Raw genomic sequence first — 18,193 nt, forward strand, 5'->3', positions numbered from 1 at the left:
CTATCCATCGTCCTCAAGCAAAGAGGATCAAAAAAGTTATTTAATTAATTTTGGGAAAGTCAGCACACAACGCAATCCACCTAAAGGTGAATGATTAAAAGTAAGTGAACCACCTAAAGCCTGCGCAAGTTTACAAGACAAAGCCAAACCTAAACCCGTTCCGCCAGTGCTACGTGTGCGTGAATCATCCACACGATAGAAACGCTCGCCTAAACGCGCCAACTGCTCATCACTTACCCCAAATGGGCTATCATCCACATACAATATCCATTCATGCTCATTTTGTTGAGTATGAATCTGTATTTTTCCACCTTGTTCTGTGTAACGTACACAATTTCCAAGCAAGTTAACAATGATCTGTTTAAAACGATCTCGATCTAAAGATAGGCTTATTCCTTCGCCTGAGAGTGAAACATCAAACTGCTTTTGTTCAAATGTAGGTTTAAAATTCTCAACTTCTTGCAGTACGACATCCCATGGATTGACTTCAGCAAAATAGCATTTTAACTGCTGCGCATCTGCCTGTGCTAAATCCGCCAAATCTTGTGTTAGCTTCTTTAAACTACTCACTTGACGCATCATTGCATCAAGATGCTCGGGTGTTGCTTTACGAATTCCATCCTGCATCGCTTCAATCTGTGCTTGTAACACAGCCAAAGGCGTTTTTAATTCGTGAGAAGTATCTGCGACCCATTGACGGCGAGACTCTTCATGCTGATGCAAAATATCAGCCAAATGATTCAGTTGATTCGATAAATCTCCCAATTCATCATTTCGCTTAATCACAACCTGATGTTGGTAATTTCCACGCGTTAATTCCAACGTCGCATTGAGCAAACGTTGAATTGGCTTTTTAAAATAAGTTGCCATCAATAATGCCGCCACCAGACTAGAAAGCACGGTTAAGGCATAAACTAAAAGTAAATAACGCTTTTGATTACTAAAGAAATTGATACTTGATGCATCATCCTGATCCAATACGGGTTTTAAGCCGAGATAACCAACAACTTTTTGATCGACCATAATTGGACGGTAGGCTATTTGATCAGTTGCAGGTTCGCCCACAATAAATTGGTGTTTTTCATCATATAAAGACAGTCTTGAACTTAAACCTAAACGATCTGGAATTGACACAAAACGCTTTTTAACATGTTCAGATGATGAACTAGATTTAGTCTCTTGCTTGTCATCTTTCGCATCTTTCTTTAACCGAAATTGGCTCGGGCTCAAAGGAAAACGTAAGCCTTCAAAGGGTTGATATTCTGAGGGTAAATTTTGTTTAAGAATCTTTAATTCTTCATCATTAAAAATCTGACGATTTTTTATTTCGGTGTTGTTTTGAGCTAAAGTGGGGGAAAGCGTTAATAAGGTATGGTCATTAAAATAACGTTGTTGTAAGGCAATATCATACTGACGGCGCAACCACCACTGAGACAAACGATCATAATCATCAGGTGCTGCGTTCCCTTCAATTTGTAAAATCTGCGCCTGAATGGCATTTCCCCAGTCATGATAAACCGTATAAACATTACCTAGATTCGCAATCAAACGATCTAATTTTTGCATTTCCACATCAGCAACATAACGTGCGAAGTTCTTTTGCATGGTCCAATGCAATACCCCTAAACTGATTGTTGCAATCACTAAGGTAGTCAGTAATAGCGTTAAAAATAAACGTATGGCTAAAGGCATGCGACGAACATTCAAAAGCGAAATCTCAATAGTGTTCTATTTATGGATTGTAACCAACATGGTTCAAAAAAACTCTCCATTCTTTCTTCATCTTTATTATCTAATCTTTAACAATCGAATCTTAACTAACTAAGCAGGATAAAATAATGAACAAGACAAAAATTGTATTAATGACAACTCTTCTCGGTTCTGTTTTAGGTTTGGCTGCCTGCCAAGTAACACCTTCAGAACAAGGAATGAATCATGACCGCCACCGCCACGAAATGCAACGTCAACCGCTAACCCCTGAACAACGTGCAGAATGGCAAGCTAAACGCGAACAACGTGAAGAACAACGAGAACAAATGCGTGAAGAACATGAAGCACGGCGAGCAAAAATTGCCACCGCCTGTCAGGGCAAACGTATTGGTGACCGTGTCAACATCCAATGGAACAACCGTACCATTGAGGGGACATGCGAAGTGCGCTTTACCCCAGATCAGGCCAACTTTAAACGTCAGGCTTAATTACCTCTCCCTCCTCTTCCTCAAGGGCGCATTAAGCGCCCTTTTTTTGTCTACACAGCTGCTTACGATTTTCGACATGCAGTTCGAGTTAAAACCTAAAAAATCACCTACAATCTATATGCTTAAACAGGTTGAACCACAAACTTTGACTTAGCAGTCACTCAGAAATGACCTGTAAAAGCTTGTACCGAACGATGACTTGCTGCACGATTAGCAGTACAAAATGCTGCCATTGGGCACATTTATCATTGACTAAGATTATAACTCTGGTTTAACCAGTATTGAGGAAAATGCTATGCCACAATACAAAGCACCCTTACGTGATATGCAGTTCGTATTGCACGAATTATTAAATGCTGAAGCACATTACGCGAAACTTCCTGCATTTCAAGGCACCGTAAGCCGCGAATTGGTTGATCAATATTTAGAAGCAGCAGCTGATTTCTGTGAGAATGAACTTTCTCCTATCAACCAATCAGGCGACCGTGAAGGTTGTACCTGGAATGACGGTGTTGTAACGACTCCTACTGGTTTTAAAGAAGCGTATCAAAAATACATCGAACTTGGCTTCCCATCTCTTTCTGCTGAAGAGCAATATGGCGGTCAAGGTCTACCTGTTTCTTTAGGAAACGTGATTTCAGAAATGGTAGGTACAGCAAACTGGGCATGGGGCATGTACCCAGGTCTTTCTCATGGTGCTGTACGTACTTTAGAACATCACGGTTCAGATGAACAAAAAGCAACCTATCTACCAAAGCTTGTTTCAGGTGAGTGGACGGGTACCATGTGTTTAACCGAATCTCATGCAGGTTCCGACTTGGGTATTATCCGTACCAAAGCTGAACCACAAGCAGACGGCAGCTATGCAATTTCTGGCGAGAAAATCTTTATCTCTGCTGGTGAACATGACATGGCTGACAATATTGTTCACATCGTTCTTGCACGTTTACCAGGTGCACCTAAAGGCACTAAAGGTATTTCGCTCTTCATCGTACCTAAGTTCCTTGTAAATGCTGACGGTTCAGTTGGCGAGCGCAATGCTGTACGTTGTGGTTCGATCGAACACAAAATGGGTATCCATGGTAACGCAACTTGTGTGATCAACTTTGATAAAGCAAAAGGTTACTTGATCGGACCAGAAAACCGCGGCCTAAACTGCATGTTCACATTCATGAACACTGCACGTATTGGTACAGCCGTTCAAGGTCTTGCTGCATCTGAAGGTTCTTTCCAAGGTGCTTTAGCATATGCGAAAGATCGTTTAGCAATGCGTTCACTTTCTGGTCCTAAAGCGCCTGAAAAAGAAGCAGATCCAATCATTGTGCATCCTGCGGTACGTAACATGCTGTTGACCCAGAAAGCATTTGCAGAAGGTGGTCGCGCACTAGTGTATCTGTTGTCTCTACACGCAGATATCGTTGAACAAGGTGCAACTGAAGAAGATCGTAAATTCTCTGACAACATCTTGTCTTTATTGACGCCAATTGCTAAAGCATTCTTAACTGAAACTGGTTATGAATCTGCAAACCACGGTGTGCAAGTATTTGGTGGTCACGGATTTATTTCTGAGCACGGTATGGAGCAAATCGTACGTGATACACGTATTGCTTGCTTATACGAAGGTACTACTGAAATCCAAGCACTTGACTTGTTAGGTCGTAAAGTATTGCAAACTCAAGGTGCAATGTTAAAAGACTTCACTAAGATCATCCATAAATTTGTTGAAGCGAACAAAGACAACGCAGCAATGCAAGAATTCCTTGCACCATTGGCTGCTGCAAACAAAGAATGGGGCGATATCACGATGCAAATCGGTATGCGTGCAATGCAAAACCCTGATGAAGTTGGCGCAGCTGCGGTTGACTACATGTACTTCTCTGGTTATGTCACACTTGCTTACCTATGGGCACGTATGGCACTTGTTGCTCAGGAGAAACTGGCTGAAGGCTCAACTGATGTTGACTTCTACAATGCAAAAGTAACGACTGCTCGCTTCTACTTCAAGAAGATCCTGCCACGTGTTCGCTCACATGTAGATGTACTTTCAACTGGTGTTGCGCCATTGTTTGAACTTGATGCGGAACACTTCGCGTTCTAATCATAGATTAGAGTGAGATGCAACGTTCATCACAAAAAAAGGACTGGTCAGTTTTGACCGTCCTTTTTTTGTTTAATCAATGCTAAATTTAAACTATTCAATTTGTTTGTTCGTTTTATTTAATCACTTTGCACATAACCTGTGCGTAAAAAGGAACGATTATGCCAATTTACAATGCACCTTTAGCAGACATGAAATTCATCTTAAATGATGTATTTAAAGCAGAACAATTTTGGCAGTCTAATGAGAATCTTGCTCATGTAGATGCTGCAACTGCTGAAGCAATTTTAGAAGAAATGGCTAAATTTGCTCAAAACGTAACTCACCCACTTAACCGTACTGGTGATGAAGAAGGCGCGCGTTGGGTTAACGGTGAAGTATTCACACCAGCAGGCTTTAAAGAAGCATTCCGTCAATACGCTGAAGGTGGCTGGATCGGCTTAGGCGCTGATGAGGAATGGGGCGGTCAGGCAATGCCAAAAATGCTGACTGTTCTTGCTGATGAGATGTTATTCGCAACCAATCCATCATTCTTGCTCTACCCGCTTCTTTCTGTGGGTGCAGGTATGGCATTAAACAGCTATGCATCTCAAGAGCAAAAAGAAACTTATTTACCTAAAATCTACTCTGGCGAATGGTCAGGTACGATGTGCTTAACTGAACCGCATGCAGGTACAGATTTAGGAATTATTAAAACCAAAGCTGAACGCAACGAAGACGGTACGTATAACATTACAGGTACTAAGATCTTCATCACAGGTGGTGATCACGATCTCGCTGAAAACATCATTCACTTAGTTCTTGCAAAAACACCTGATGCACCTGCGGGTTCACGTGGTATTTCTTTATTCATCGTACCGAAATACATTGTAAATGCAGATGGTTCTTTAGGTGAGCGTAACCCTGTTGGCCCTGGTTCAATCGAACATAAAATGGGGATCAAGGCATCTGCAACTTGCGTGATGAATTTTGATGCTGCAAAAGGTTATCTCGTTGGTAAAGAAAACGAAGGTCTTGCAGCAATGTTCGTGATGATGAACTATGAACGTTTATCAATGGGTATCCAAGGTCTTGGTGCTTCTGAATTTGCTTACCAAAATGCAGCTCAATATGCGACTGATCGTTTACAAGGTCGTAGTGCTTCTGGTGTTAAATCTCCAAGTAAACCTGCGGATAGCATCTTAGTTCACGGTGATGTTCGTCGTATGTTATTGAATGTACGTGCAAATAATGAAGCATCTCGTGCATTTGCAGTATATGTAGGTCAACAGCTTGATATCACTAAATTCTCTACTGATGCAGAAGCAGTGAAGAAAGCCAATGACCGTGTTGCGCTGTTAACACCAATTGCAAAAGCTTACCTCACAGATACTGCATTCCAAGCAACTTTAGATGCGCAAATGGTATTTGGTGGCCACGGTTATATTCGTGAATGGGGTATGGAACAGTGCATCCGTGATCTTCGTATTTCTCAAATTTACGAAGGCACCAACGGCGTTCAATCTCAAGACTTAATTGGTCGTAAAACCATTAAGTGTGGCGGTGCGTTCATTGCTGAATATATTGCTGAGATCCGTGATTTTGCCAATTCATTAGACACAGACTTAAACTTCATTAAAGATGCAACTTTAGATGCTGCAACTGAAATTGAAGCAATCACTCAATTCATCATTGAGCAAGCTGCTGAAAATGTAGACTTCCCGAATGCTGCTGCAGTAGATTACTTAAGCGCAGTTGGTCTACTTAGCTTTGCTTATATGTTTGCTAAGATTGCTGCTGCTGCAAAAGATAAGTCTGGTGATTTCTACCAAAACAAACTTGCTTTGGCACAGTACTTTGTTGACCGTATTTTGCCAGAACTTGATTCTCGCCTTGCGAAGATCAAAGCAGGTTCTGACTTAATCATGAACTTCAGCGAAGATTACTTCACAAACCAAGCTTAATTCTAGTTCGGTTTTAAAAACTGCCTAAAACATTTGGTTTAGGCAGTTTTTTTATGGCTATAATAAAATCAGCATAAAAATTGCACCCATTTTCATGATCATGTTGAGTACATTAAATTTCCATGTCTAGTTCAAAAGAGAAACTTGAAGACCTGCAACGTCTATTCGACCGTTTAGGTCACTATGCAGTTGAAGCATTTCATTATCTGGCGCTGTTTATTATCGGCTGTATGATCGCATGGTCAGCCGTGCACACGGTGATTGAAATTTTGACCGTTAAGCAATACGCAAGCATTGACGATATTCTGCTGTTATTTATCTATCTTGAACTGGGCGCGATGGTTGGGATTTATTTCAAGACCAATCACATGCCCGTGCGTTTTTTGATTTATGTGGCAATCACTGCACTTACTCGCCTCTTGATTGCAGATATTCAACATAATCATAAAGCCTCAATGGATCAGGTGATTATTACGGGTTCTATTTTAATCCTCGCCCTAGCCATTTTAGTGGTGCGTTTTGCTTCGTGGAACTATCCATCGGTGATTCGTGGTAAAGATCATGAACAACAACTTCCTGCAAATAAGACACCACGACCACAAGATGACGAACTTGCATAAATAAAAAAAGCAGGCATTTCGCCTGCTTTTTCTTAGGTATTTTATGCAACTCGGAACACACGATATTTCGAATCAACCAATACATATTTGCCCTGTACCTGCATCCAGTGATAACCACGTGGTGGTTCATATAAACGGTGCATACGATAGTTGGAAATCATATATCGGTTGCTACGGAACTCTGAAGGTAAACGTTCACCACGTTTAAGATTTATGCGTTGACCATAGTGGTTACCACGATCACCATTTGACCAGCGGGCTTCACGATGATCATGGCGGTCATAGCGATGATCGTAACGATCTTTATGATCGTGATGATTGTTCCAACGATTGGAATCTGCCATCGCAGATGCAGAAACACCAAGCATTAAGGTTGATACAAGTAATATTGCTGTCTTTTTCATTGTTTGATCCTCTGTTTGACCTGAATCCAGATTAAGAGAAACTCAAGGAGAAACCATGAACAAATCCAGCGACATTGCAAAACTTTGTAATGAAAACCAAGAAATTATGGAGATTTAAATTTTGAATAAAATTCAAAAAAACATTTAAAATCAGCGAATAATTTCAATGGTGAAATTATCATCAGTCACCAAAAGATAACGACCATCGACCATCACCCAGTGCCTACCTCTTGGTGGTTCACGCAATGAATATGAATCCCAATCTCGAACCACATAACGCTCACTACGGAACGCATCAGGCAGCTCATTCCCCACCACGAAAGACTCACGGCGATAACTACCCTCATATTGTGTTTCTGGATAGTATTCAATCCGAACGCTTGGTCGATGGTTGGGGTAAGAGTGGTTATTATTTTGATAGGGCTGATAATAATAGCCTTTTGGTGGCGCAGTGGGGGTATAGCGCTGATTTGAAAAGGCAAATGGGTCTTGTGCAGGCTGCTGATAAGATGGCGAAGCCTGATGCGAGGAACGGCGCTCCACACCACTATAGCCACTCCAAGCATTATCTGCATAACTCATGATAGGGAGATAACCCAATATAGTCGCCAAGCCATAAATATAAATTTTAGATTGCTTCATGATTATCTCCTGTGAAATCAGAGTATCTTTCTATTTTAGAATAAAAATTAAGCATGACTGTTGTAATAATATTTTTTCAGATCTAATCAATCAATTCATCGATCAATCACATCTACGGATAGTTAAATAGAGATATGCTAAAATTATATTTTTGATTTTGAGACGACATTTGTGGCTGAAATGAATTTTGATCGCCTTTATCAATTCTTTTGTAAAGTTCCAAGTGTGCAGGAAGCTCGCATCGTTGCACATGGCACAGATGGTCAACATGCATGGTGGTTTAAGTTCAATATTGATGTTGAGCATCCTTTGGCATGGCAAACCGTTCAGGAACTTGGGCATGTACTGAATTATTTATCCACCAATGAACGCCTGCCAACCCAGTTCTTTCCTGTTTCACCGCCACCCTACATGAATGGTGAAGCCAAAGATTTTCTGGCTTGGGTGATTCAATGTAATCATGCTGAGTTTAGTCCTGATGTAGTGTGTGACTGGCTGGAAGCACGACTTCCAACGCCTGTGGAAGATGAAAGCCAGTGGAAAATCAAAACGGATTTAAGTGAATTAGATCAATTGACTGATAAGGACTTAGATCAATTGATTCCACCCAATCCGCAATAAAAAAAGAGGCTTAAAGCCTCTTTCTTTTAGAAAGTCGATAAGCCCGACCACTCCATAAAACGATAGAACCAGTATTTCACTTTTGACTCATCAGCATATTTTGCATAATCAACCGTGATCTGACGACCATTCGCATTACTCCAAGCAGCATCAAAATACTGTGCTGCATCTTTAAAGACCTGTGCTTGTGCCGAACCTAAAACGCGCATGTCTGTCTCAAGGTTATAATTCTTCAGGTTACGTGCGGTGAAGTTCGCTGAACCTAGCATCAACTCAGCTTGCTGAGCGTTATATTTGAGTAGCATTTTACTATGGCATTGTTCACCATGGGTATCACACCAACGAATTGGAATGCCTACCGCATTGAGTTCTGAGGCCACTTGGCGATTTGGAATACCATTCTTTTGACGACCAAATGCATCTTTATTTGGATCAAGCATGATACGGATCTTTACACCACGCTGTTTAGCCTGTTTTAATGCCTCAATAATATTTCGCTCAGACAGATAGAACATAGCTATGTCCAAATGCTCTTCACTTTTTGCAGATTGAATCATCTTCAACACCGCATCATAAATCGCTTTTTCAGTCAGTAGCTGCACCTGTGGCAAGCGCTTATCTTCCACCAGCCCACCCATAATCACAAAAGGGCTTGAACCTTGTGACATATTCGCGACGGTTTGCTCAGTTTGTAATACATCAATCGCGGTTGGGCCATCCACGACCAGTGCCACATTACTATGATGTGAACTTCCATCATGAGGATTCGCTGAGGTCACTAAACTCTTCCAACCTTCAGCCGTATCGACCACTAAGGTTTTACGGTGATTGGCTTTAAAATTTAACAATTCTAAATAACTACGTAAGGTCACTTTATCCTTCCCAAAGGGATTACTTAACCAACCACCTTCAGGATTATTGCCAAAATTTTGACAACAGATATACCAAAAACCCGACCACAATGGATTTGAAGCACGCAAAGGTTTTAAATCTGTTTCTATCACATCTACGCCTGCTTGACGAAGCTGACGATAGTGTTGAGGCGTTATTCCACCATAAACCGAGTTAATTGGATCTGTAATCACAACGATTTGAATTGCGGGGTAAAGTTTACGTTTCAGAATTAACGCATCAGTGAGTTGTTGCATCAATGGAAATTGCTTTACCTTTGATTCACCAACTTCCTGATTAAATAGAAACATATCTAGCACGATCGTGGTTTGTGCTTGATCAATCAGTTGGAATACTTCTTTGAAAATATGCTGATCAACTTGTTGCTGACCTTGTATATCAATATAAGTTTGATCCGCTAAAAATTTCACATTGGCATTACGCAGTTGTCCCGTAAAATCCAGTCCTTTTGGGAGTGGTTTTACAGTGTGATAAATTGCCGAAGCAATATACCCAATCGCAAAAATACTCAATATGACTGCCATGTAACGTCGACCTGACCAGTTTAATTTTTGATGAATTCTTTGGAAGATGCGCATATAAACAGAAAAAGCCCTAGCCTAATGGACTAAGGCTAGAGCTTATACTTTGATTTTTCAATAAGATTTGAGTGATAAATTAGAAACTAAAGTTCACACCAACGCTAAAATTACGTCCAACTTGTGGAATGGTTGATAAGAATGATGCATGTTGATAAACCTGATCATCCAACAAATTATTAGCATTGAGGAATATACGATAATCACCGACATTGCCATAATTACCTGAATACGCCACACCCAGATTGAGCATATTATAACTTTGGGTATCGGTTTCATAAGCTGCGATCTTATCTTGTTGGAATACATGATAATACTCAGCTGAACCGCTAAAACCATCACCAAAGTCTGCATTCACTCTTGTACCTAAACGACCTGCGGGTACACGTGGTGCATTTTCATTATCGATCTTGCCACGAACATAATCACCAAATGCACTGAGTTTATAAATTGAAGAGAGTTGATAACCCACTTCCACTTCAGCACCGTAGAACTTGGCTTTATCTTGCGCATACTGAACCAAACGGAAATCTTTATAATGACCTAAAGTTTGGGCATAGATGTAGTCGTCAAACCAGTTATGGTAGACATGTACATGGTAATCGAACTTGTTATCATCGTAATGAAAACCAAGTTCGACATTATTTGACTGCTCTTTTTTAAGCTGATCATTGCCTAGTTCATAGGTATTGGTGGCGAAATGCCCACCATTAGCATATAACTCTTGTGCTAAAGGCAAACGCTCCTGATGCGAAGTAACAAACGAGAGTTTGTAGTTTGGTGCAAACTCCCAATTGGCGGCACCAGAAACAGAAAAAGCCGAACCGTCGAAATCTTTTTTCGTTGCATCATCAATATTAATTTTTTGCTGTTCTGCGCGAGCAGCTAATTCAACATGAACATCATTAAGTTGTGCATGTTCTAATGCGAACATACTCCATTTTTTAGTGGTATTTGGCGCTAAAAAGGCTTCTTCACCTGTAAGTTTTAATTTTTGTTGTCCATATTGTGTACCAATGACCCCTTCCCATGCACCCAGCGGGTTATGTACTAACTCTAAGCGACCATCATAACCTTTATTTTTAAAACGAGTCGCGATGGTCTCCTCTTCGATCTCATCATGTTGATAATCTGTATAACTCGCTTGTGCGCGTAATTTTTTAAAGCCTGCAAATGGATCATCCAGTTCGGTACGCAAGTCATAACGTTCAGATTTCAGGTCAACCCACGGGCCTGCATCGTGTGCATGTTCTTCATGGTCATGATCATGCCCATCAGTTGGATCGTGATCACCACAATGTAAACTCAGACCATGTAAATGGCAGCTTTCATATTCATGGCTATGTCCTGGCAAGCCGTATTGATCCTGACGATTGCTATATGAAATACCCGTAAAGCCACGATCATAAATCCATGACAAACCGACATTTACGGTCTGGCCTTTGGCAAAAGTATTATCGACTCGACGTTCTTTTTCGCCTTCATGGAAATAATCAGGTGCAATATAATCATTGGCTTCACGCTTTAAGCCCTCAACACGTAATGCAACTTGATCACCTAAACCAACGGTAACACCCGCGCTTGCTAATTTTTCATCACTACCCGTGTTATAACGGAGTCCAACATTCCCCTCATAACCATTTTCTGGCATCTGTGTCGGAATTTTGCTGTCTGTGACATTGACCAAACCACCTACAGTACCAGCACCGTACAGTAAAGTAGATGGTCCTTGAATAACTTCTATTTTCTTTGCTAATAATGGATCAACCGTGACCGCATGGTCAGGCGATAAGGTTGAAACATCAATATTTTCAGAGGCATTTTGCAACACTTTGACTCGAGCACCATCTTGTCCTCGAATCACTGGACGACTTGAACCTGCGCCAAACTGATTGGTATGTATCCCCATCTCACCAGCTAAGGCATCACCTAATGTTACACTTTTTTCAGTTAACTCTTTTTGCTCAACCACATGATCTGCGACAGCAAAATCGGCTGCATTTCGCTCTAAAGGGTGCGCTTTAATTTCAATCGTAGCAAGTTGTTGAACCTTTGCTTCCTCTTCTGCAAAGGTGGTAGTACTGGCTATTGCTAAAATAGATAAAGTCAAAATATTTTTAGAAAATGACATGCCGTGTCTCAGATCAGCTTAAATATATTTTGTTATATTATAACATTTCATTTATTTTGCAATAAAAAACATAACCACAAAAAACATTTGCTACACTGCGGATCCATTATTCAATGTTTATAACGCTCCAAGAATATGCCATTTACTCTTTCTCACGCTGTTCTTGCACCACCTCTATCAAAATTGAGTAAAGGTCATTTGCCTGTCGCAGCGCTTGCAATCGGCTGTATGACCCCAGACCTGCATCGTTTATTTACTCAAGAAACAATTGCATTAACACATCAGTGGTCTGGCATATTACTCCCCAATCTTCCGATTGGATTATTCTTTTGTCTCTTGTGGTATCTCATTTATCGACCTGTCAGTTATCGCTTTCTGGGTATAAAAGACCCCATAAAGATCAGCAATTTTGATGATGCTGTGGGCTTTATTCTTATGAATTGCTTTGCGATTATTTTGGGTACAGCGACACATTTAATCTGGGATGGATTAACCCATCTGGACTTTCGAACCTTCGCTTTTAAAGATTTACTCGCACAAGATATTTCTCTCTTTGGTTTGCATTATCCATTACATTTTATTTTGCAGATTGCTTCATCTATTCTCGCCTTACCTTTTATCTTATGGATGTGCAAACGCTATTACATCAAACATAAACTAGCTCAACCTGTACCGATTAAGATTAAAGGATTTATCACGACAAGCTTAATCATTTCAACAGTTGCTGGATTTTTGTCGATTTGGGACTATAGTCGTCATATTTCATCAGAACTCTGGTACACCGAACGGTATTTTTTTATTGGTAAATCAATTAACGAATTTACTCAAACAGCACTTTGTGTTTTTACAGCGGCATGTCTGTTGCTACTATTATTTGATCGAAAAGGTCAAACAAGATCATTTTTTTAAAAAAGCGTCGCTTTAAAATTCTGTTGAAATGATTAAGACTTGAGACAATATGTTCAACAAGGCATAATCTCCCCTTCATTGGTGATGCGCTGTTTACGCATTCACCTTCTAGCCAATATAGTTTGGATAAATAATTCAATATGATGCGCACTCATTACTGTGGCTCTTTAACTGAAGCCCAAATCGATCAAACAGTGACTTTATGCGGATGGGTTCATCGTCGCCGTGACCATGGTGGTGTAATTTTCCTTGATATGCGTGACCGTGATGGTTTAGTTCAAGTCGTCATTGATCCTGATACACCAGAAGCTTTCTCAACTGCGGATAAAGCACGCTCTGAATTTGTGTTAAAAATTACAGGTCGTGTACGTCGTCGCTATGAAGGTACTGAAAATGCCAACATGGTGAGTGGTCAAATCGAAGTTTTGGCAAAAGAAATCGAAGTTTTAGCTGCTTCTGAAACACCTCCATTCCCATTGAATGACGAAAACACCAATATTTCTGAAGAAATTCGTTTGAAATACCGTTTCTTGGACATTCGTCGTCCAGAAATGTTAGATCGCTTACGCTTCCGTTCTAAAGTTACAAACTTGATTCGTAACTACTTTGAAGATCACGGTTTCCTCGATGTTGAAACACCGATCTTGACTCGTGCAACTCCTGAGGGCGCACGTGACTATTTAGTCCCAAGTCGTGTTTCAAATGGTAGCTTTTACGCGCTTCCACAATCACCACAATTGTTCAAACAGTTGTTGATGGTCGGTGGTATCGATCGTTATTACCAAATCGCGAAATGTTTCCGTGACGAAGATCTACGTGCAGATCGTCAGCCTGAATTTACCCAAATCGACGTTGAAACATCGTTCATGAGTGACGATGACATCATGGATTTAATGGAAGGCTTAACAGTTAAAATGTTCAACGAATTATTGAATGTAAAATTCGATAAATTCGAACGTATGACTTATGCCGACGCAATGCGTGATTATGCTTCTGATAAACCAGATATGCGTATTCCATTGAAATTGGTTGACGTTGCAGACTTAATGCAAGACGTTGAGTTCAAAGTTTTCGCAGGTCCTGCAAAAGATCCTAAAGGTCGTATTGTCGCTTTACGTGTACCAGGTGCTGGTTCATTACCACGTAGTGCGATTGACGAATACACCAAATTCGTAGGCATCTACGGTGCTAAAGGCTTGGCTTACATCAAAGTCAATGAACTTGAGAAAGGCATCGAAGGTCTTCAATCTCCAATCGTTAAATTCATCGAACCAATCGTACTCGATTTATTAAAACGTGTTGGTGCTGAAAATGGCGACATCGTATTCTTCGGTGCGGATAAAGCAAAAGTTGTAAATGATGCGATGGGCGCACTTCGTGTGAAAATCGGTCATGACTTGAATCTTTCAACTTGCGAGTGGGCACCACTTTGGGTTGTTGATTTCCCAATGTTCGAAGAAACAGATGATGGCAAATGGACTTCTGTGCATCACCCATTCACACTACCAAAATCAAGTGTTGAAGAAGTGAAGAGCAATCCAGGTGCAGCGTTGTCTGTTGCATACGATATGGTACTCAATGGTACTGAGATCGGTGGTGGATCACTGCGTATTTATACCTTAGAGATGCAAAAAGCGATTTTTGAAGCTTTAGGTATTGGTGAAGAAGAAGCAGAAGAAAAATTCAGCTTCTTATTGAATGCATTACGTTATGGTGCGCCTCCACACGGTGGTTTGGCATTTGGTCTTGACCGCTTGATCATGCTCATGACAGGTGCTTCTTCTATTCGTGATGTGATTGCATTCCCGAAAACTAAGACTGCTGAATGTCCATTAACTCAAGCACCAGCGCCTGTTGAAGCGAATCAATTACGTGACCTTGGTATTCGTTTACGCGAAAAAGCAAAAGCTGAAGAAAAGTAATTTTTTCAATTGATTGCTGAATAAGACCCTGCTTAATGCAGGGTTTTTTATATTACATGGTTTTACTTTGCGATCATGCAGCGTAATGGCATAATAAGCTGCTTTTTTATTGAGAGGTCAGTCTTATGGCAATGCGTCCTGATGTACGTCGACACACAATTGTGATTATTGTGTTTTCACTTGCTCAATGGTTTTTTATGCGTTACATCTTGGCAAATGAACTTTTCAATATGACCACCAATCAACGTATTTTATATTTCTGCGTTAGTAGTCTTGTAGGTGCGTTATTGATTTTTGTAGCACTAATTTATATGGTGCTCAAAGGCAATACAGATAAGCAAGATTAATTGCGATGTCGTTTTACAGTACCTTACTTCGTATTCTCCCTCTAACATTTTTGCGTAGTATTGCAAAAGTGGCTGCCTACTTTATCAATCAAAATCCTGATAAGAGTATGCTTTGGAAAACCAGAATTAATATTGGTTTAGCCTACCCAACACTTTCTTCAGAGCAAAAAGAACAGCTTGCTCGAGAAAGTGTGACCAAGCAATGTTTGAGTTATGTTGAATCAGGGAAATGCTGGGCAATGCCTCCTGAATGGAGCATTCGGCAAATTCGTACTGTACATAATTTAGAAGTATTAACAAATGCTTTAAGTGATCCACGTGGTGCTTTGATTATTACTCCGCATTTGGGTACATGGGAAATGATGAATGCATGGGTACATCAATATGGTATTCCTACCATTATGTATAAACCCATGAAAGATTCAGGATTTAATGCTTTTGCTTTGCATGCTCGCCAACGGTTAAATGCGACACTTGTTCCAACTGATGCTAATGGTGTAAAAGCGTTATTTAAGAATTTGAAACAAGGCGGGTTTAGCGTCATTCTACCAGATCATGTTCCTCAACCTTCAGGCGGGGTTGTCGTTCCTTTTTTTGGAATTCCCTGTTTAACCAGTACACTTGCAAGCAAAATGGCGCAAAAAACGCAATGTCGTCTAGTGGGATTAAGCTGTTTCCGTCGTGAAGATGGTGAAGGATTTGAAGTGTATTGCGATGATTTGAATGATCCAGCACTCTATGATCGAGATATCGAAGTTGCGACCACTGCACTCAATCAAGGAGTTGAACAGATGATCAACCGCTTTCCTTCTGAATATATGTGGGGATATAAGCGGTTTAGAGGCGATCAACAAGATCACTACATATGATCTAAAGTAGTAAATGATTCACCCCATACCAACTTCATTTCAACGCACGTAACACCGTAGTCCTCATGTTTTCTTGAAAACTTTCAACACTATGTCTATCTTTGATATATTGAATAGCCTGCTCACCTAATACCCGACACTTTTCATCATCTAGCATTAGGTTTCTAATAGCATCTACAAAAAGATCAACTTTATCAAAACCATCCCCCAAAACATCACCAACATAAATACCGAACCTCTCGGTTAATTCTTCTGGATTGCGATTACTTACTAGTAATGTACCGAAAGACAGGGCCTCTAAAAATGAAATTGGAAGTGCTTCATGAATAGAAGTATTAACCAATATCTTAGCATCTTTCAAATATTGTTCTTTTTCGAGCCCATCAACATGACCAGCAAAATGCAGATTCTCAATTGCATAATAATCCTTCATGATTGCAGAATTTTTCTCATCTTCTCTAAAGGTCTGACCTAATACAAAAAAATCATATTCAGGCATTTTTTTTGCAATTTCACAAAATAACCAACCTCGCTTCACCGATTCAATTCGACCTAAAAAAACAATCATATTTTTTTTCTGGTATGTATCAAAATGAAAATTTTCATCGATATCTATTGGGTTTGGTAGATACTGGATATCAACATCATCATTCAATTTATATAAATCTTTGGCTTTTTGATTTAAAAAATATCCTTGTGATATGAACTTAACCCGATCTTGTTTATACCAATCATGAACTAGGTCATATATTTTTTGATTATAATATGAAGTTTCAGGGAATAGCTTTACGGTATTAATTTCATCCCATTCATAGTAAGGTCTTGGGTCTTGAACCCATAAAATTAATTTCTTGTTTGGATTCGGTTCATGTTCTAAAACATAACCATAAGTTAATTCAATACTCAAATAAATATCGTAATCCTGTTTTTTTAACCATTGTTTTGCGAACCATTTTCCTCTCGGTAAACGATATACATCAACATCATCCACCTTATAAGATTCAGAAAAAAAACGATGCTTTCCACGCCCCAATAAAACATCGACTTGGAAATCTTGATTCGGCAAATACTTTGCAATATGCCTCCTTGCTAAAAAACCATATCCACCATAAGCTGTCCCAACCGCACCAAAAAATTCATCAATAATTAAGCCTATTTTGATTTTTTTATTCGTTACATTCATCTTAAATTTTTTCTCTACGCTTAAATTTCATTTCTAAACATTTTAGCCAAAATACTTTCTGTGGCAATTTTCTCTAAATCGACATTCCTCAACATTTCATTATACAAATGTACGCAGACTGTCTTAGAGCTAACAATATCTTCAATCTGTAGTCTTGGGTCCAATAACTGTCCAATACACTGATAATGCACGGGGTAAAAAATATCAATAGGTTGGACTTGATCAATTAGCTGAAGCGTATTCACAAAGTAAGTAATCGCATCGGGGCCAATCACCCCCCATGGCATATCTGATATGTGCTGTCCAATACCTAACAATTTTTTAAATTTCAATCTTTTTTGACGGGACTTCTTGTACCATGGCGGTACAAAAAATGGATTATAAGCTGCATCTAATAATAATTTTAATAAAGAACTGTCTTGTGGAAGTGCTAATACCGCACCATTAATTTTGTTGTCACTTTCATAGCCTAAAAGATAACTAGAATCAGGAATTACTATTGGTTTTAAACAATAGACATCACAATCAACATAAATACCCGAAACCTTTGTCAATAACTCATATCTAAACACATCAGAGAATAATGCATAACTACCTGTTTGATTATGTTTAAAAATTTTTTCTGCTGGAATAATTTTATTTGCATCTACACATTGTACACCTTCTGGCACATCTGAAACTGTACCATAAGTATGCAATAAGACCTTATGTCCTCGCATAACAAATGATTGAAGGCAAGAACTTGATATCTTACCCAATGTTTGACCAATCCATAGAGCATGAATTGTTGGAAGTTCCATTAGCATCTCATTAACC

General features: G+C 39.7%; 16 protein-coding genes. 9 read left to right on the forward strand and 7 right to left on the reverse strand.

All coding sequences use genetic code 11. From position 1 onward, the window contains the following. Nucleotides 1-36: 36 nt before the first annotated feature. Nucleotides 37-1,707, reverse strand: a complete 1,671-nt coding sequence (baeS, locus tag HYG88_RS03830) for a sensor histidine kinase efflux regulator BaeS (RefSeq protein WP_218647832.1) — start codon at nucleotides 1,705-1,707, stop codon at nucleotides 37-39. Nucleotides 1,708-1,838: 131 nt separating this feature from the next. Between baeS and HYG88_RS03835 the strand changes: the two genes are divergently transcribed. The 4 genes from HYG88_RS03835 to HYG88_RS03850 all read left to right on the forward strand — a co-directional run bounded on the left by HYG88_RS03835 (nucleotide 1,839) and on the right by HYG88_RS03850 (nucleotide 6,859). Beyond that, nucleotides 1,839-2,198, forward strand: coding sequence for a heavy-metal resistance (locus HYG88_RS03835; RefSeq protein ID WP_178882617.1), 360 nt, complete (start codon nucleotides 1,839-1,841; stop codon nucleotides 2,196-2,198). A 295-nt stretch (nucleotides 2,199-2,493) separates the two neighbouring features. Continuing rightward, on the forward strand, nucleotides 2,494-4,296 hold the full coding sequence (locus HYG88_RS03840; protein ID WP_178882618.1) for an acyl-CoA dehydrogenase C-terminal domain-containing protein: 1,803 nt from the start codon (nucleotides 2,494-2,496) through the stop codon (nucleotides 4,294-4,296). A 161-nt stretch (nucleotides 4,297-4,457) separates the two neighbouring features. Beyond that, nucleotides 4,458-6,239 carry an acyl-CoA dehydrogenase C-terminal domain-containing protein gene (locus tag HYG88_RS03845; RefSeq protein ID WP_087535677.1) on the forward strand — a complete coding sequence of 594 codons (1,782 nt, stop codon included), beginning with the start codon at nucleotides 4,458-4,460 and terminating at the stop codon, nucleotides 6,237-6,239. A gap of 122 nt (nucleotides 6,240-6,361) precedes the next feature. Continuing rightward, on the forward strand, nucleotides 6,362-6,859 hold the full coding sequence (locus tag HYG88_RS03850) for a phosphate-starvation-inducible protein PsiE (RefSeq protein WP_005162200.1): 498 nt from the start codon (nucleotides 6,362-6,364) through the stop codon (nucleotides 6,857-6,859). Between the two features lie 41 nt (nucleotides 6,860-6,900). Here HYG88_RS03850 and HYG88_RS03855 read toward each other — a convergent pair whose 3' ends face one another. After that, nucleotides 6,901-7,263, reverse strand: a complete 363-nt coding sequence (locus tag HYG88_RS03855; RefSeq protein ID WP_005162203.1) for an RcnB family protein — start codon at nucleotides 7,261-7,263, stop codon at nucleotides 6,901-6,903. A gap of 150 nt (nucleotides 7,264-7,413) precedes the next feature. Next, nucleotides 7,414-7,905, reverse strand: coding sequence for an RcnB family protein (locus tag HYG88_RS03860; RefSeq protein ID WP_178882619.1), 492 nt, complete (start codon nucleotides 7,903-7,905; stop codon nucleotides 7,414-7,416). Between the two features lie 180 nt (nucleotides 7,906-8,085). Here HYG88_RS03860 and HYG88_RS03865 point away from each other — a divergent pair, with 180 nt between their 5' ends. Continuing rightward, nucleotides 8,086-8,526: a hypothetical protein gene (locus HYG88_RS03865; RefSeq protein WP_218647833.1), complete on the forward strand. Its 441-nt coding sequence runs from the start codon at nucleotides 8,086-8,088 to the stop codon at nucleotides 8,524-8,526. 26 nt (nucleotides 8,527-8,552) lie between these two features. Here the strand turns inward: HYG88_RS03865 and HYG88_RS03870 are convergent, their stop codons facing one another. Together HYG88_RS03870 and znuD are read right to left on the reverse strand one after the other, a co-directional pair. Further along, nucleotides 8,553-10,016 carry a phospholipase D family protein gene (locus HYG88_RS03870; protein ID WP_178882621.1) on the reverse strand — a complete coding sequence of 488 codons (1,464 nt, stop codon included), beginning with the start codon at nucleotides 10,014-10,016 and terminating at the stop codon, nucleotides 8,553-8,555. Nucleotides 10,017-10,095: 79 nt separating this feature from the next. Then, nucleotides 10,096-12,147 carry a zinc piracy TonB-dependent receptor ZnuD gene (gene znuD / locus HYG88_RS03875; RefSeq protein ID WP_178882622.1) on the reverse strand — a complete coding sequence of 684 codons (2,052 nt, stop codon included), beginning with the start codon at nucleotides 12,145-12,147 and terminating at the stop codon, nucleotides 10,096-10,098. A 135-nt stretch (nucleotides 12,148-12,282) separates the two neighbouring features. On the opposite strand from znuD, the gene HYG88_RS03880 reads away from it, so the two are divergent. The 4 genes from HYG88_RS03880 (at nucleotide 12,283) to HYG88_RS03895 (ending at nucleotide 16,194) form a co-directional block, all read left to right on the forward strand. Next, nucleotides 12,283-13,056: a DUF4184 family protein gene (locus HYG88_RS03880; RefSeq protein ID WP_005162218.1), complete on the forward strand. Its 774-nt coding sequence runs from the start codon at nucleotides 12,283-12,285 to the stop codon at nucleotides 13,054-13,056. A gap of 140 nt (nucleotides 13,057-13,196) precedes the next feature. After that, complete coding sequence (aspS, locus tag HYG88_RS03885) at nucleotides 13,197-14,978, forward strand: aspartate--tRNA ligase (RefSeq protein WP_005162225.1); 1,782 nt, start codon at nucleotides 13,197-13,199, stop codon at nucleotides 14,976-14,978. Between the two features lie 125 nt (nucleotides 14,979-15,103). After that, nucleotides 15,104-15,325, forward strand: a complete 222-nt coding sequence (locus HYG88_RS03890; protein WP_004664817.1) for a hypothetical protein — start codon at nucleotides 15,104-15,106, stop codon at nucleotides 15,323-15,325. A gap of 5 nt (nucleotides 15,326-15,330) precedes the next feature. Further along, nucleotides 15,331-16,194, forward strand: coding sequence for a lysophospholipid acyltransferase family protein (locus HYG88_RS03895; RefSeq protein WP_178882623.1), 864 nt, complete (start codon nucleotides 15,331-15,333; stop codon nucleotides 16,192-16,194). A 34-nt stretch (nucleotides 16,195-16,228) separates the two neighbouring features. Here the strand turns inward: HYG88_RS03895 and HYG88_RS03900 are convergent, their stop codons facing one another. Next, nucleotides 16,229-17,377, reverse strand: coding sequence for a glycosyltransferase family 4 protein (locus HYG88_RS03900; protein ID WP_178882624.1), 1,149 nt, complete (start codon nucleotides 17,375-17,377; stop codon nucleotides 16,229-16,231). 20 nt (nucleotides 17,378-17,397) lie between these two features. After that, complete coding sequence (locus HYG88_RS03905) at nucleotides 17,398-18,177, reverse strand: glycosyltransferase (protein WP_178882625.1); 780 nt, start codon at nucleotides 18,175-18,177, stop codon at nucleotides 17,398-17,400. Nucleotides 18,178-18,193: the final 16 nt, after the last annotated feature.

This window comes from Acinetobacter sp. SwsAc4 (assembly GCF_013391535.1).
Lineage (GTDB): Bacteria > Pseudomonadota > Gammaproteobacteria > Pseudomonadales > Moraxellaceae > Acinetobacter.

Coding starts and splice junctions, on each gene's coding strand:
- HYG88_RS03835 (WP_178882617.1), top strand. CDS start 1,839: ATGAACAAGACAAAAATTGTATTAATGACAACTCTTCTCGGTTCTGTT.
- HYG88_RS03840 (WP_178882618.1), top strand. CDS start 2,494: ATGCCACAATACAAAGCACCCTTACGTGATATGCAGTTCGTATTGCAC.
- HYG88_RS03845 (WP_087535677.1), top strand. CDS start 4,458: ATGCCAATTTACAATGCACCTTTAGCAGACATGAAATTCATCTTAAAT.
- HYG88_RS03850 (WP_005162200.1), top strand. CDS start 6,362: ATGTCTAGTTCAAAAGAGAAACTTGAAGACCTGCAACGTCTATTCGAC.
- HYG88_RS03855 (WP_005162203.1), bottom strand. CDS start 7,263: ATGAAAAAGACAGCAATATTACTTGTATCAACCTTAATGCTTGGTGTT.
- HYG88_RS03860 (WP_178882619.1), bottom strand. CDS start 7,905: ATGAAGCAATCTAAAATTTATATTTATGGCTTGGCGACTATATTGGGT.
- HYG88_RS03865 (WP_218647833.1), top strand. CDS start 8,086: ATGAATTTTGATCGCCTTTATCAATTCTTTTGTAAAGTTCCAAGTGTG.
- HYG88_RS03870 (WP_178882621.1), bottom strand. CDS start 10,016: ATGCGCATCTTCCAAAGAATTCATCAAAAATTAAACTGGTCAGGTCGA.
- znuD (WP_178882622.1), bottom strand. CDS start 12,147: ATGTCATTTTCTAAAAATATTTTGACTTTATCTATTTTAGCAATAGCC.
- HYG88_RS03880 (WP_005162218.1), top strand. CDS start 12,283: ATGCCATTTACTCTTTCTCACGCTGTTCTTGCACCACCTCTATCAAAA.
- aspS (WP_005162225.1), top strand. CDS start 13,197: ATGATGCGCACTCATTACTGTGGCTCTTTAACTGAAGCCCAAATCGAT.
- HYG88_RS03890 (WP_004664817.1), top strand. CDS start 15,104: ATGGCAATGCGTCCTGATGTACGTCGACACACAATTGTGATTATTGTG.
- HYG88_RS03895 (WP_178882623.1), top strand. CDS start 15,331: ATGTCGTTTTACAGTACCTTACTTCGTATTCTCCCTCTAACATTTTTG.
- HYG88_RS03900 (WP_178882624.1), bottom strand. CDS start 17,377: ATGAATGTAACGAATAAAAAAATCAAAATAGGCTTAATTATTGATGAA.
- HYG88_RS03905 (WP_178882625.1), bottom strand. CDS start 18,177: ATGGAACTTCCAACAATTCATGCTCTATGGATTGGTCAAACATTGGGT.